This is a genomic window from Streptomyces sp. NPDC051582 (assembly GCF_040681715.1).
GTDB lineage: Bacteria > Actinomycetota > Actinomycetes > Streptomycetales > Streptomycetaceae > Streptomyces.
Genome location: NZ_JBFAZJ010000024.1, coordinates 100,412 through 114,537, shown reverse-complemented (window position 1 = coordinate 114,537; position 14,126 = coordinate 100,412). Strand labels below are relative to the sequence as shown.

The 14,126-nt window shown below is 72.8% G+C and carries 16 protein-coding genes; 11 read left to right on the top strand and 5 right to left on the bottom strand.

Annotated elements, in window-relative coordinates; translation table 11 throughout:
• Position 1 precedes the first annotated feature (1 nt).
• The 3 genes from AB0M92_RS27750 to AB0M92_RS27740 are packed head-to-tail and all read left to right on the top strand — an operon-like array spanning position 2 to position 2,578.
• The gene (locus AB0M92_RS27750; protein ID WP_366105036.1) at positions 2–1,195 is read left to right on the top strand and encodes a hypothetical protein; all 1,194 of its coding nucleotides are present in this window, start codon (positions 2–4) and stop codon (positions 1,193–1,195) included.
• Complete coding sequence (locus tag AB0M92_RS27745; protein WP_366105035.1) at positions 1,192–1,932, top strand: amino acid racemase; 741 nt, start codon at positions 1,192–1,194, stop codon at positions 1,930–1,932. Before AB0M92_RS27750 ends, AB0M92_RS27745 begins: the two co-directional genes overlap by 4 nt.
• Positions 1,933–1,990: 58 nt before the next feature.
• The gene (locus tag AB0M92_RS27740; RefSeq protein ID WP_366105034.1) at positions 1,991–2,578 is read left to right on the top strand and encodes a flavin reductase family protein; all 588 of its coding nucleotides are present in this window, start codon (positions 1,991–1,993) and stop codon (positions 2,576–2,578) included.
• 33 nt (positions 2,579–2,611) lie between these two features.
• Here AB0M92_RS27740 and AB0M92_RS27735 read toward each other — a convergent pair whose 3' ends face one another.
• Complete coding sequence (locus AB0M92_RS27735) at positions 2,612–3,490, bottom strand: LysR family transcriptional regulator (RefSeq protein ID WP_366105033.1); 879 nt, start codon at positions 3,488–3,490, stop codon at positions 2,612–2,614.
• Positions 3,491–3,570: 80 nt separating this feature from the next.
• Between AB0M92_RS27735 and AB0M92_RS27730 the strand changes: the two genes are divergently transcribed.
• The 4 genes from AB0M92_RS27730 (at position 3,571) to AB0M92_RS27715 (ending at position 6,353) form a co-directional block, all read left to right on the top strand.
• Entirely contained in the window at positions 3,571–4,095 is a 525-nt protein-coding gene (locus AB0M92_RS27730; RefSeq protein WP_366105032.1) for a cupin domain-containing protein, read from the top strand.
• Between the two features lie 45 nt (positions 4,096–4,140).
• The gene (locus AB0M92_RS27725; protein ID WP_366105031.1) at positions 4,141–4,500 is read left to right on the top strand and encodes a DoxX family protein; all 360 of its coding nucleotides are present in this window, start codon (positions 4,141–4,143) and stop codon (positions 4,498–4,500) included.
• Between the two features lie 332 nt (positions 4,501–4,832).
• Positions 4,833–5,831 carry a hypothetical protein gene (locus AB0M92_RS27720; RefSeq protein ID WP_366105030.1) on the top strand — a complete coding sequence of 333 codons (999 nt, stop codon included), beginning with the start codon at positions 4,833–4,835 and terminating at the stop codon, positions 5,829–5,831.
• Positions 5,832–5,921: 90 nt separating this feature from the next.
• A complete protein-coding gene (locus AB0M92_RS27715; protein ID WP_366105029.1) occupies positions 5,922–6,353 on the top strand; it encodes a pyridoxamine 5'-phosphate oxidase family protein in 432 nt (143 codons plus the stop codon).
• A gap of 131 nt (positions 6,354–6,484) precedes the next feature.
• Here AB0M92_RS27715 and AB0M92_RS27710 read toward each other — a convergent pair whose 3' ends face one another.
• The 3 genes from AB0M92_RS27710 to AB0M92_RS27700 form a co-directional block, all read right to left on the bottom strand.
• A complete protein-coding gene (locus AB0M92_RS27710) occupies positions 6,485–7,330 on the bottom strand; it encodes a hypothetical protein (RefSeq protein WP_366105028.1) in 846 nt (281 codons plus the stop codon).
• 157 nt (positions 7,331–7,487) lie between these two features.
• Positions 7,488–8,141, bottom strand: coding sequence for a CE1759 family FMN reductase (locus AB0M92_RS27705; protein WP_366105027.1), 654 nt, complete (start codon positions 8,139–8,141; stop codon positions 7,488–7,490).
• Entirely contained in the window at positions 8,138–9,256 is a 1,119-nt protein-coding gene (locus tag AB0M92_RS27700) for an LLM class flavin-dependent oxidoreductase (protein ID WP_366105026.1), read from the bottom strand. The genes AB0M92_RS27705 and AB0M92_RS27700 overlap by 4 nt, the downstream gene beginning before the upstream one ends.
• 611 nt (positions 9,257–9,867) lie before the next feature.
• Between AB0M92_RS27700 and AB0M92_RS27695 the strand changes: the two genes are divergently transcribed.
• The 4 genes from AB0M92_RS27695 (at position 9,868) to AB0M92_RS27680 (ending at position 13,088) form a co-directional block, all read left to right on the top strand.
• Positions 9,868–10,581 (top strand): hypothetical protein, encoded by a 714-nt coding sequence (locus AB0M92_RS27695; RefSeq protein WP_366105025.1) that lies wholly within the window; start codon positions 9,868–9,870, stop codon positions 10,579–10,581.
• A gap of 186 nt (positions 10,582–10,767) precedes the next feature.
• On the top strand, positions 10,768–11,220 hold the full coding sequence (locus AB0M92_RS27690) for a VOC family protein (protein ID WP_366105024.1): 453 nt from the start codon (positions 10,768–10,770) through the stop codon (positions 11,218–11,220).
• A gap of 45 nt (positions 11,221–11,265) precedes the next feature.
• Positions 11,266–11,805, top strand: a complete 540-nt coding sequence (locus tag AB0M92_RS27685; RefSeq protein ID WP_366105023.1) for a winged helix-turn-helix domain-containing protein — start codon at positions 11,266–11,268, stop codon at positions 11,803–11,805.
• Positions 11,802–13,088 carry an MFS transporter gene (locus AB0M92_RS27680; protein WP_366105022.1) on the top strand — a complete coding sequence of 429 codons (1,287 nt, stop codon included), beginning with the start codon at positions 11,802–11,804 and terminating at the stop codon, positions 13,086–13,088. Before AB0M92_RS27685 ends, AB0M92_RS27680 begins: the two co-directional genes overlap by 4 nt.
• An 87-nt stretch (positions 13,089–13,175) precedes the next feature.
• On the opposite strand, the gene AB0M92_RS27675 is transcribed toward AB0M92_RS27680, so the two are convergent.
• Positions 13,176–14,075, bottom strand: coding sequence for a LysR family transcriptional regulator (locus tag AB0M92_RS27675; RefSeq protein ID WP_366105021.1), 900 nt, complete (start codon positions 14,073–14,075; stop codon positions 13,176–13,178).
• Positions 14,076–14,126: the final 51 nt, after the last annotated feature.

Genomic DNA, 14,126 nt, shown 5'->3' with positions numbered 1-14,126 from the left:
CATGACCTCCACCACCGACCGGTCCGCCGCCCTGCCGCCCGTGGACCCCGGGCAGTTGCCGGACTCGTGCCGTACGGGCCCGGGCGTGCGCATCCGCGCCGGCCGGCTGACCGTGGGCGAGGGCGTACGGATCGGCGCCGGCACCACCATCGTGGGCGATGACGTCGTACTCGGCGACGGCACGGTCATCGGCCCCGACTGCGACCTGCGGGCCGGCACGCTGAGCCTGGGCCCGGGCACCGAGATCGGCCCCCGCGTGCGCCTGCTGGTCGCGGAGCGGTTCGCGGTGGGCGGCGCCACGCGCATCGCCCCCGATGTGCACGTGGTGTGCCGGGAGTTCACGGCGGGCCGGCTGTTCTACTTCGGCGACGGCGCGCGCGTGGGTTACGGGGGAACCACGACCTCGACGTCCCGGGTCCGCATCGGCGACCGGGTCACCATCGGCCAGCACACCATCCTCAACGCGAACCACGAGATCACCCTGGGCGACGGTGTCGGCACCGGGTCCTACCTGGCCGTATGGACCCACGGCTACCACTTCGGGCACGGCCCCCTCAACGGCACAGAGCCCGCCTACGCCCCCGTCCACGTCGCGCGCGACGTCTGGCTCGGCTACCACGTGACCCTGCTGCCGGGCGCCGATGTCGGCGAGGGGACCGTGGTCGCCGCGGGTTCCGTCGTCACCGCCCCGCTCCCCGCGGGCGTACTCGCCGGCGGAGTCCCCGCCCGGGTGAAGAGGGACCTCGACCTGCGGCCCGTCGGTAACGACCGGGCCCGCGAGGCCGTCCTCGGCGTACTGCGCGGCTGGCGCGCCGAACTCGACTGGAAGGGCTGCCCCGTCGAGTGGCAGGAGCGGTCCGGGGCACCGGGCCCGCTGACCGTCAGCCTCGCGGACGGCTCGCACCGCACCCGGGTCGTCCTCCTCGCTGCGGACGACCCGTGGCCGGCGCCCCCGCCGCCCGGCGAGGCGCTCGCGGTCCTCGCCCTCGACGACCGCCCGGCCGAGCGGCAGCGGCTCCAGGACCGCGTCGCCGTGTTCGAGCTGCGCTCGGGACGTCTCTGCGGCCACTCCTCACCCGTCGTCGAGGACCTCCGCGACCAGCTCCGGCGCCACGCCATGCCGTGCGGGGACGACCGGTGCTTCAGCTCGATCGAGCCCGCGGCCTTCGCCAGGCTCAGGAGGGCCGCGGCATGACCCACGCCGACGAACCGGCCGTCATCGGCCTGCTCGGCGGGATGAGCTGGCCGTCCACCCTCACCTACTACCGGGCGGTCAACGAAGGCGTCGGGAAGGCCCTCGGCGGATCGCACTCGGCCCGCGTGGTGATCTGGTCGCAGGACTACGCCGAGGTGGAGCGCCTCCAACTGGCCGGGGACTGGGAGGGGGCGGGCGAGCTGCTCGCCGCGGGCGCCCGGCGGCTGGCGGCGGCGGGCGCGGACATGGTGGCCATCGCCTGCAACACCATGCACCGGGTCTCCGGGGCCGTGCGCGCCGCCTGCGACCTCCCCCTGATCGACATCGTCGAGGTCACCGCGGAGGCCACCCGCCGGCGCGGCATCGCCCGCGCGGCGGTCCTCGGCACCCGGTTCACCTCGCAGGGCGGGCTGTTCGACGGCGCGCTGGCCGCCCGGGGCGTCGAACCGGTGCGGCCCGGCGCCGGGGACCAGCGGCTCATCGACCGCATCATCTACGACGAACTGTGCCGGGGCACCGTCAGCGACTGGGCGGCGGCCGCGTTCACGGACCTGCGGGAGCGGCTGCGGGGCGACGGCGTGGACGGCGCCGTCCTCGCCTGCACCGAACTCGGCCTGCTCCTCACTCCCGCCGAACGGGTCTCACCGGCGGTCGTCGACACCGTGGACGTGCACGTCGAGGCACTGGTCACGGCATCCCTGCGGGGACGTACCGGAGCCCCGGTCCACCCCTCGTAGGCGGGGCACCTCCACCGGAACAGCACAGCCACCGAACAGCACAGCCACTGGAAGGCACATGGACACCGAGAACCCGGCCCGATCACCGGCCGACCGCGACAGCACGCACCGGCACACCGGCCCGAGGGGCCGGCCGCCCGGAGACGGGGACCCGGCCGCGGCCCGCAAGGCGCTGCGCCGGCTCACCTCCGGAGTGACCGTACTGACCGTCGACGGTGGTGCGGGGGCCCGGCACGGCACCACGGCCAGCTCGGTGGTCGCCGTCTCCCGGGAGCCGCTGATCCTCGGGGTGTCCCTGCGCCCCGCGTCCGTCTTCACCCGCCTGGCGCTCCGCGCCGGCACGTTCTCCGTCAACGTGCTCGCCGCGGGCCAGGGCGATGCCGCCCGACGGTTCGCTGATCCCGAACGCCCCTCGGGAGACGCCCAGTTCACGGGCCTCGCGTGGACGGCGGACCCGCTCAGCGGGGCCCCGCTGCTCGACGGCTCGCTCTCCCACCTGTCCTGCCGGGTGCTGGAGCGCCACCAGGTCGGCGACCACGACCTCCTGCTCGCCGAGGTCACCGGCGGCGCGCACGCCCCCGAGGTTCCCCTGCTCAGCTTCGCCGGACGGCTGCACACCGCGGAGGGTGTGCAGCCGTCCGGCTAGGGGTGTCCAGCAGCGACCCGGGCGGTACACGGCTCAGTCGGGGGCGTGCGGCAGGTGCGGCCCATCGCGATACGCGCCCGTCGCGATCCGGACGAACGACCGGATCATCGGGTTCGCGTCCCCCTTGTTCCACGCCACCACCACGCGGCTCGGCGCCATGTCGGTCAGCGGTACCACGGCCAGCTCCGGCGACGGGTCGTGTCCGAGCGGGATCATCCCGACCGTGCCGTTCCACAGCACGGCCTGCACGCACTCCTGGACCCCGCGCACCACCGGGCCCTCGCGCGGCTCGCCGCCGCTCCAGTACGACTGCCACAGCGGGTCGGTTCCGTCGGGGAACCGGAACCAGCGCCGCCCGGCCAGGTCGGCGAGCCGCACGCAGTCGCGTCCGGCCAGCGGGTCGTCCGCGCGCAGCAGCGCCCCGACGGGGTCGGCGCGCAGCTCGTGGACCGCCAGGCCGGTGTCGTCGAACGGTGCGCGGGTCAGGGCGACGTCGACCAGTCCGGTGCGCAGGCCGCAGGTGGGATCGGTCAGATCGGTCTCCCTGACGCGGACCTCCGCTTCCGGGTGGCGTCGGCGGTACTCGGCGGCCAACCGCGTCGCGCCCGGGTCGGTGCTGTCGCCCAGGATGCCGACGGTCAGGGTCGCCGTGCCGGTGGCGATGGCCAGCCGCACCCGGAGCCGGTCGGCCCGGTCGAGCAGGGCGCGCGCCTCGGCCAGCAGCACCGACCCCACCGGGGTGAGCGTGACGCCGGCCGGGGAACGCAGGAGCAGCGGGGCGCCCAGCTCGGTCTCCAGCTGGCGGATCGCCCGGCTCAGGGGCGGCTGGGTCATGTGCAGCCGGGCGGCCGCCCGGCCGAAGTGGAGTTCCTCCGCGACGGTGACGAAGTAGCGCAGCGTCCGTAGCTCCATGCTGCAACGATACCGATGCGGTATCGGGGCGGCAGAACGGGTCTTGGACAGCCGCCGTGCGCGGGCAGTGGAATCGGCGCATGGCTGACGAACCGATGAGAAGCGAAGCGACCTCCGACCCCGCCGTGTGGGTGGTCCGGCCGGGCGAGGGCGAGACGATCACTCTGGGCACCACGCGGGGGCGCATCCTCGAAGACGGAAGCAACACCGGGCACCGGCTGGGACTGGTCGAGTCCGTGCTCGCCCCGCACACGCCCGGACCGCCGCAGCACCGCCACGCCCGGCACGACGAGGGCTTCTACGTCGTCTCCGGCACCGTGCGCTTCACCGTGGGGGACCAGGTCCACGACGCGGCCGCCGGCACGCTCGTGATGGTCCCGCCCGGAGCCCCGCACACCTTCGCCAACGTGACCGACCACCCGGCCGTCCTGCTCACCGTCTTCACGCCCGACCTGTACGTGCAGTACCTCCGCGACCTCCAGGACGTGATCACCGGCGGCGGGGAACTGACCCCGCAGGCCACGATCGAGACGATGCGCCGCTACGCCACGGAGCCCGCCACAGACTTCCCCGCACCGGCCGCCGGGGCATCGCCCCGGCGCTGACGCCGCCCACCTCCGCCACCGACTCCCGACACGACGGCAGGAAACATGTACATCGCCTATTGGCTCCTGGCGGGCACCCTCGCCCTCTTCTACCTCTACGCGGGCACGATGAAGACGCTCCAGACCCGTGAGCAACTGCGGCCGATGATGGCATGGGTGGACCGGACGCCGATGCCCGCCGTCCGCGGCATCGGCACGGTCGAAGTCCTCGGCGCGGCCGGCCTGGTCCTGCCACCGCTGACCGGCGTCGCGCCGGTGCTGGCGCCGGCCGCCGCCGCCGGGTTCGTGGTCCTGCAGATCGGCGCGATCCTGGTCCACCTGAAGACCGACCGCCGGTACGGCATCAACATCCCGCTCCTCCTCGCGGCGACCGCGACGACCTGGACGGCCACCATATGGCTGTGACGCCGTACGCGGGCGCGGCCCGTCGACGATGAGCACCCGGATCCCCCGATCCCCTTGTGACGGCGGCCACGCAACGAGCGCGCCGCGCCGTGGCGCGCCGGGCAGCACCCGCTCGCGCGGCCGGGGCCCGTAACGAGCGGCGCGGCCGACGCCGGACGCCGGTCTCCGGACGCCGGTCACCAATGGCCGGTGCCGTGGCCTGTCGGTCGGACGGTCCGGGGCACCAGCATCGGGACGTCAGGGCGCCGGCCGCAGAAGGTCTCCGGCGCCGGCTCGGGTGACGGGAGCGGCGAAGTGACAGGGCAAGTGGCGGCGAAAGAGGGGAAGGGGCCGTGAGCGGGTACACCAAACCGCTGGTCGCGGCCGCCATCGGGGCGCTGATCGTCCTCCTCGGGTTCACGCCCGACTTCGGCGACGGGGCCAAGGAGTGCGCGGGGCACGAGATGCGGCCGGGCGACTCCTGCACCGGCTCGCACGAGGCGTACGGCTACGACGACATCGCGGCCGTGGACGCCGAGAACCGGCAGAACAAGAGGGCGATCCTGTCCGTCATCGGCGGGGTCGTGATCCTGGGCGCCCTCGGCTTCGCCGTGCGCACCGGGGCCGAGGACCTCCGGTACGCCGTCGGACGGCGCAGGTCCGACGCCGAGCACCGCGCACGCGCCGCCCGGGACACGTGGGACCGGCCGCCGGACCCCGGTCGGCTGGAGGACCGCTCGCAGGAGCTGCCGGGCGGTGGCCGGGTCGAGCTGTACGCGCACGCGCTGTGCTTCAAGCCCGGCTCGGGCTCCCGCTCCGGCGATGAGCGGTGGGTGAGATGGGACCGGGTCACCTCTGTCGAGGACACCCGCTCCGGTCTCCGGTACGGCAACACCGACTACACCCTCTGGATCCACGCGGAGGGAAACGTCGAACCCCTGAAGATCGAGGGTTTCACCGGGGACCAGGAGTTCGTCTCGCGGGTCGCGGAGGTCGCCGTGGAGGCCGCGAAGGCGAAGGTGTACCGGGCGCTGAACGACGCGGGCGTGTTCCGCCTGTCTCCCGTGGAGCCGGACTTCACATCGCTGTCGTATCCGACCCTCAGCCGGCACGGCCACCCCGAACTTCTGCTCGCCGCAGGCGGGTTCATCAGCCGGGAGCCCGGCGCGAACCGCCCCATCCCCTGGTCGCGCATAACGAAGCTCAGCAGGCAGGGCCGGACCGTGGGCCACGCCCTCGCGGTCGTCACCCTGGGCGGCACGGCCTCGGCCTGCTTCACCCTCGCCACCACCGCCGACCTGGCCGCGTTCCAGCTCGCCCAGGAATTGTGGAAGCGCGCACGGCGCGGTTGAGGCGTGGCGGGCGGGAAGCCGGCGCGCGACGGGGCAGGTTCTGGAGTGAAGGGATCCCTCGCGGGGATCCCCCTGCCGAAGGAGCGTGCCGTGGCCCTGTCCCGTAGCGAACGTGAGCAGTTCCTCGCCGAGCCCCACGTCGCCGCGTTCGCGGTGACCGCGGGGGCGGACGGTGGTCGTGCGCCGCTGGCGGTCCCCATCTGGTACCAGTACGCGCCCGGCGGCGACGTCTGGATCCTGACCGGCCGGGACTCGCGCAAGGCCGATCTGATCCGGGCCGCGGGCCGGTTCACCCTGATGGTGGATCGTCTTGAGCCCACCGTCCGGTACGTGTCGGTCGAGGGTCCGGTCGTCTCGACCGTTGCGGCCAAGCGCGAGCAGCTGGTGGAGATGTCCGCCCGGTACCTGCCGGCGGAGAAGGTCGACGGTTACGTCGACTTCGCCTGGAAGGAACACGGAGAGCAGGTCGTGATCCACATGCGTCCGCAGAGGTGGGTGAGTTCGGACCTCGGCAACGTCTGAGAACGCGCCGGCGGCCGCGCGGCCGCGCCGTGCGGCCGCCGGGGAGTCGGGGACGGGGGACGCGGGACGGGGGACGCGGCCGGCGTGGCCGATCGCGCGGAGCTCGGCGGCCGGGAGGTCCGCGGCACCCTTCAGGGGCGTTCGAAGGCCTGGAGGACGCCGCCGAGCGAGAAGCAGAGCGCGCCGGTCAGCGTCCCCCAGTTGGCGATGTCGGTGTTGACCAGGCTTCCGGTTGCGGGCCGGGTGAAGGCGGCCAGTGCCGAGATCATGAAGAGCACGGACCCGAACTGGTTCACGGCGACGATCCACCAGCCGAGACTGCGGGAGCGGACACACGGCCGGAACCGGTGGCAGATCTCGGCGAACGCCAGATGCCCCGAGACGAGGAACAGGACGCATCCGATCACGTCGGGGGTCCAGATCAGCCGGTTGGCCTGCCGGACGGTGAGCCCCTGCAGGAAGGAGTCCAGCAGGTTGACGCCGAAGACGAGCGTCCCGACGAACAGCACGAACGTGCTCAGCCAGGCCAGGCGCATCGGCTCGTACCCCCACCACCTCCAGCCGGCCGTGACCAGCGGGCCGCCTCCGTCGGAGTGCCGAGGCGCGTTCAGGACCTGCAGGAACGAGGTGTAGCCCCCGGTGTTGAAGAACAGGCCCCCGGCGAAGTAGACCGAGGCGCTCTCGACCGCGTCACCCGAGCCGAACTGGGCGATGGCGGCGCCGAGGGCGAAGAGCGCTCCGCCGATGACGAACGCGCCGGAGGCGACGGCATTGAGCCTTCGGAGCCGGCCGAAGGCCTCGGCATCGGCGGTCGGGGCCGTGGTGACGGCGTCGCCGCCCGGACCGCGGACCGACAGCGCCCCGCGCCTGCGCGCGAGCCGCGAGTCCCACACCACCGTCGTCCCTTCGGGGCGGTGCCACGTGAGCCGGGTGGTGAACGGTCCTGCGCCTTCGGCGCGCTGCTCGGGCTGTCCCACGACCCGAGCCTAGACCCGTGCGCGGTGCCCGACTCACAGTGAAACGTACCCTTCCTCCCGCGAGGCCGGCCCCGGCCGGGCGGGCTCCCCTCACCCGCTCCCGTACGGCCGACCGCCCCGTGACCGGCGTCCCGTGACCGGCACCGCCCTCCCTCCGCTACCGGGCTCGCAGTGCGGCCAGGCGTTGTTCGAACGGGACCACTTCGAATCCGTCCGCCGGGTCCACCGACGTGATCGCGCCCGTGAGGGAGCGCGGTGCGATCGCGGCGGCGGTGTCGACGTTCAGGGGCGCGTCGGCGGTGGCGGGAGCCATGAAGCGGGCCAGTTCCGAGCCCGCGCGGGTGATGCGCCGGGCCAGGCCGTCTTCGCCCCAGTCCTCGGACGCGGCGTAGACGGCCGTCGGGAGGACGAGGGCGCGCAGGTAGGTGAAGAGGGGGCGCAGGGCGTGTTCGGTGACCAGGGAATGGCGGGCCGTGCCGCCGGTCGCGCCGAGGAGGACGGGTTTGCCGGTGAGGGCGTCCTTGTCGATGACGTCGAAGAACGATTTGAACAGGCCGCTGTAGGAGCCCGCGAAGACCGGGGTCACGGCGATCAGGCCGTCCGCCGCGGCCACCGCGTCGAGCGCGGCGGCGAGCCGGGCGGACGGGAACCCCGTGACGAAGTGCTGGGCGATCTCCGTCGCGAGCTCCCGCAGCTCGATCACTTCGGGTTCGGCGTCCACGTGGGCGAGGGTCGCGGCCGTGAGGCGGTCGGCGAGCAGGCGGGTCGAGGAGGGCGAGCTCAGGCCTGCGGACACGACGACGAGTTTCATGCCCGCGCCTCCTCGTTCCCGGCGTCCTGCGGCCGGTCGGTGCCGCGGGCCGCCGTCACCCGGGCCGCGTGCGTCGGGGCGTCCGGCACTCCGGCGGGGCGGAGGTTCGCGAACTCCTTGCGGAGCACCGGTACGACTTCCTCGCCGAGCAGGTCGAGCTGTTCCAGGACGGTCTTCAGGGGCAGACCGGCGTGGTCCATCAGGAACAGCTGGCGCTGGTAGTCGCCCGCGTACTCGCGGAAGGACAGCGTGCGTTCGATGACCTGCTGCGGCGAGCCGACGGTCAGGGGGGTCTGGGAGGTGAACTCCTCCAGGGAGGGGCCGTGGCCGTAGACGGGTGCGTTGTCGAAGTACGGGCGGAACTCGCGGACCGCGTCCTGGGAGTTCTTGCGCATGAAGACCTGGCCGCCGAGGCCGACGATGGCCTGCTCGGGGGTGCCGTGGCCGTAGTGGGCGTAGCGCTGCCGGTACAGGTTGACCATCTGCTTGGTGTGGGAGGCGGGCCAGAAGATGTTGTTGTGGAAGAAGCCGTCGCCGTAGTACGCGGCCTGCTCAGCGATCTCCGGGGAGCGGATCGAGCCGTGCCAGACGAAGGGGGCGACGCCGTCGAGGGGGCGGGGGGTCGAGGTGAACGACTGGAGGGGTGTGCGGAACTTGCCCTTCCAGGTGACGACGTCCTCGTCCCACAGGCGGCGCAGCAGCGCGTAGTTCTCGATGGCGAGGTCGATGCCGTCGCGGATGTCCTTGCCGAACCAGGGGTAGACCGGTCCGGTGTTGCCGCGGCCCATCATGACGTCGACGCGGCCGTCGGCGACGTGCTGGAGCATCGCGAAGTCCTCGGCGATCTTCACCGGGTCGTTGGTGGTGATCAGCGTCGTCGAGGTGGACAGGATCAGGTTCTCGGTGCGCGCCGCGACGTGGCCGAGCAGAGTCGTCGGCGAGGAGGGGACGAACGGCGGGTTGTGGTGCTCGCCGGTGGCGAAGACGTCGAGGCCGACCTCCTCGGCCTTCTGCGCGATGGCGAGCATCGCCTTGATCCGCTCGTGCTCGCTCGGCGTGCGTCCGGTCGTCGGATCGGCCGTGACGTCACCGACGGTGAAGATCCCGAACTGCATGGCTCCCCTTCCAAAGTTGTTTACAATTCAACTATACCCTGCAACCGGGAGCGCCCACCAGGTATTCCCGATATCGATCAGGTCGGCGGGTGGGGCCGGGGCCGGGCCGGCGGCAGCCCGGATCCGCGGGAGCCGGGTCCGGTCCGGTCCGGCACGGGATCGTCAGGCCCGCCGGCCACCCCGTGAGCGCCTTCGGGCGGGGGCACACGACGCCCGCGAGGCCTAGGGGGTGTCCGCGAAGCGGCGGCGTCCGACCTCAGGGCGGGCGCACCGGGCACCGCGGGACAGGCGGGACTTTGCGGACACCCCCTAGCCCCCCGCTCCCCCGTCCCTCGCGGGAGTAGACGAGCAGCCCGAGGCCGTGCGCGGGGCCCCGGACTCCGTACTGGATCACCTCGCCGGAGGCGGCGCGCACCGTCCGCGTACCCGCGATCGTCCAGCGACGCGTCCAGCCTGCCCCATGGCGGGTGCCGCGCACTCGTCCGTCGCGGGTGCAGGTCCAGTGGCTTCCGGCGGTTTCGGAACCCGCGATCCAGAGGGCGATGTGACACCATTCGTCGTGATCGTCCTCTGCGCCGCGACGGCGCCTGACGCGGCATCCGAGGAAGAACATGGGTTGGAACGGCACACGTCGGACGGCCGCGTCGGCCGCACTGGTCGCCCTCGTCCTGGCGGCCGCGCCTCCGGTCGGCGCCGAGCCCCGGACCGGGACCGCCCCGCCGCCGTTCGGGACCGCTGCCGCACGGCAGGACGCCTCCTCGACTCCGTCTCCGCCACGCCTCCCCCGCGACTTCCGCGGCAAGGGCGAGTGGATCGTCCGGGACCTGGACATCACGGTGCCGTTCACCTGGCAGGGGAAGGACGGCGACAGCCAGATGACCGCGGGTGGCCCGCAGTACCCGATCTGGTTCACCAACCTGATCCACCACGGCACCCTCTACACGCTGACCTACAAGTGGCCCGGCCTGGACGAGCATCCCTGCTCGCGCATCCCGGGCTTCGATCTGGAGGATCTGAACCAGGGGCTGGAGGGCGCCCGGTTCGTGGGGCGCGAGACCCTGCGGCGCACTCCGCAGCGGCAGGTGAACCACTGGAGGGTCGGCGTGGTCTTCCCCCAGCTGCCTCCCGGGAACCACCCGCGCGTGCCGCTCGCGCTGGGCGACATCTACGTCGACGAGCACGACCGGGGCACGTTCTGGCAGGTGTTGCAGTTCGGCGTCCAGAACCTCTACGACCCCGAGCTGGACGAGTGGCTGGTCATGGACACCTTCGAGCACCGGCCCGGAACCGTCACGCTCCCCCGGGAGTGCGAGCCGCCCCGGTGAGTGCCCGCGCACCTCAACCGTGACGCGAGGCGGGGCGGGGCGAGGCGAGGTCGAGGCGAGGCGGCATCAACCGTCCGTGGTGGAACGGCATCTGACAGGTGCCGCGGCCTGATGGCGAACCTGCTGGTCCGGCCTGGCCACCGGGGTAGGCTGCCCGCCCACCGTTCCCCCGAGAAGGCACTCTCCGTGACAGACCAGCCGCCGTCCACCCCGGTCTCCGGCACGCTCCACCACATCGAGATCTGGGTACCCGACCTCGCCCGCACCATCGCCGAGTGGGGCTGGCTCTTCGAAGACCTCGGCTACACCCTCCACCAGAGCTGGGAGCACGGGCGCAGCTGGAAACTCGGCCCCACCTACCTCGTCTTCGAACAGTCCCCCGCCCTCACCGGCACGCACCACGAGCGCCGCGCGCCCGGCCTGAACCACCTCGCCTTCCACGTCGACACCCCCGACCGGGTCGACCTGCTGACGGCGAAGGCCCGCGAGAACGGCTGGACGCTCCTCTTCCCCGAGCGCCACCCCCATGCCGGCGGCACCCGCCAGCACACCGCGTACCTCGAAAACACCGACGGCTTCGAGGTCGAACTCACCACCCCGGCCCGCACGCCGGACGGCGAGCGTCCCGCAACGGATTGAAGAAACCCCTTGCCCAATGGTCAAGAAACGTTGACCATTGGGGCCATGGCTACCGATGAGCTTCCCGAGTCGTTACACCTCACCACTGACGAGCAGTTGCGCGCCGTCTCCAATCTCACGCGCCACCGGATCATGGCCGTGCTCCGCTTCGAGCCCGCGACCATCACTCAGATCGCCGAGCGCGTGGGCCTCGCGAAGGGCAGCTCCAGCTACCACGTACGGCTGCTGGAGCGGGCCGGCCTGGTGAAGGTGGTGCGGACGCGGAAGGTCCGGGGGGTCACCGAGCGGTACTACGCGATGGCCGCGCGGGCCCTCGTGCTGCCGGACACGGGTGACGGAGGGCCGGACGTCCTGATGCGGCACGCGGTGGCGGACCTGGAGGCAGCACCGGCGGAGGGCGAGCGGCACGTGCGCATGGCTCACCTGCGGCTCACCGATGAGCAGTTCTCGGAGCTGGGGGCGCGGCTGGCGGCCCTGGCGGACGAGTACCGGCAGCTGTCCGATCCGTCGCTTCCGGACGCGTCACTCGTCTTCGCGCTGTTCCACCCGGCATCGCGCGTGCAGGCCGAAGGGGGCGCCGAATGACCACGGACATGAGGAAGTTGCCGACCGGGTTCGGACGACTGTGGGCCGCGCAGTCGGTGTCCTCGCTCGGTGACGGGGTGACGCACGCCGCGCTGCCGCTGCTCGCGCTGACGCTGACGCGGGATCCGATGGCGCTCGCCGTCGTCACGGCCGCCGGGACGCTGCCCTGGGTGCTGTTCGGGGTGCTCGGCGGTGCGCTGGTGGACCGCTGGGACCGTCGGCGCACGATGTGGGTCACGGACGCGGCGCGTGCGGTGCTGCTCGCGATACCGGCGGCAGCGGCGGCGCTCGACGTGCTGAGCATCGCGCTGCTCGCGGCGGTCGCCTTCCTGCTCGGCCTCGGCGGACTCTTCTTCGACACGGCCGCGACGGCCTACCTGCCCGATCTGGTCGGCCGCGACCCGGCGCTCCTGGAGCGCGCCAACTCCCGGCTGCGCGGCGCCCAGACAGCCGCCTCCGGCTTCGCGGGGCCGCCCGCGGGCAGCGCCCTGCTCGCACTCGGGCGCGCGGTTCCGCTGCTCGCCGACGCGGTGTCGTTCGCACTCTCCGCACTGCTCGTACGATCGCTGCCCGCCGCGCCCCGGCCCGTACCGCAGGCCCGTGAATCGCTGCTGCGCCAGGCGCGGGACGGCGCCTCGTACGTGTTCCGCAATCAGTTGCTGCTCGGGCTCGCGCTGCGTCCGGCGGTCGGGAACATCGCCTTCCTCGCGGTGGAGACCGTACTCGCCCTCTTCGCGCACGATCGTCTGGGCATCGGCACCTTCGGCTTCGGTCTGCTCCTCACGGCGGAGGCCGCCGGCGGTCTGCTCGGCGCGGGCATCGCCTCCGTCCTCGGCCGACGCCTCGGCACCGGCACCGCGCTGACCTGCACGGCCGCGGTCGAGGGACTCGCCATCGTGGGCCTTGCCTTCGCCCAGAACCCGTACGTCGCCGGCCTCGCGCTCGCCGTCTGCGGAGCGGGCATGGGCGCCACGATGGTGCTCAGCCCCTCCCTCCGGCAGGCGATCGTCCCCGCCCACCTGATGGGCCGGGTCACTTCCACCTCCCGCATGCTCGCCATGTGCGCCGCCCCGTTCGGCGCCTTCCTCGGCGGCTGGCTGGCCACCACCTACGACGTACGCACCCCGCTCTACGCCGCCGGCGGCCTCCTCCTCGCCATGACCGCCGTCACCGCGACCATGACCGGCAACCGCCGGGTCGAGGCGGCCCTGCGCGCCGCCACCCCGGCCGATGCGCCCGACCACCCGCGATCCGCGGAGCCCGTTCGGGAGCCCGCCCTTTAGGGCTTCGCGGCCTGCGCACCGCCGCGGGCGGGGTGCGGCAGCGTGCGGCAGCAGGCGGGGTGCGGCAGCGGGGAAGCGTCGTCGCGGTCAGTGGGCGGCGTACTCCTCGGACAGGAAGCGGATCGTCTGGTCGATGAAGGTGCGCATCTCGCGCGAGAGGGTCTTGCCGCGGCGCCAGGCGATCTGCGTGTGGACCTCGAAGGGGATCGGCCAGGGGAGGGCTTCCAGGGTGCCGGCTTCCAGGGAGTCGGCGACGGTGGCCGTGGGGAGCAGGCTGATGCCCAGGCCCGCGGCCACGCCCCGTTTGATGGACTCGATCGTGCCGAACTCCAGGAAGGGCAGCGACTCGCCCGTTCCGTCGTTCAGCTCGGCCTCGAAGAGCTCGCGGTAGGCGCAGCCGGCCTCGGCCGAGATGACGCGTACGCCCCGCAGGTCCTCGGTGGTCACCTTCTCCGCCAGGGTCAGCGGGTGGCCGGGGGCGGCGACCACGGTCAGCGGTTCGGAGCCGAGGATCTCGGTCTGAACGCCGGGGTGGCGCGTCTCGGCCTCCATGAGGAAGCCGAGGTCGAACAGGCCCTGGCGCAGGGCGTGGCAGGTCTCGGCGCAGAGGCTGGGTCGCAGGACGATCTGGAGCGCCGGGTGGCGGTGGTGGAAGAACTCCAGGAGCATCGGCATGCGGTAGGAGGTGATGCTCTCCATCGAGCCGACGGTGAGCACCCCGGCCGGCTCGTCGGAGCCGAGCGCCGCCCCCCGCGCCTCGCCGGCGAGGGCCAGCATCTGCTCGGCGTACGGCAGGAGGCGGCGGCCGGCCTCGGTGAGTTCGACCCGACCGCCGAGACGGTCGAAAAGGCTCACCTCCAGCGATTCCTCCAGGCTCTTGACGTGGCCCGTGACGCTGGATTGCGCGTACTTCAGTTCAATCGCCGCGCGGGTGAAGCTGAGCAGCGTCGCCACCTTGTGGAACGTCGCCAACTGCCGAATGTCCATGTCTCCCCCATGGCTCGGTTTTCGCCGAACTTGCAGCGCCGACACAAGGGA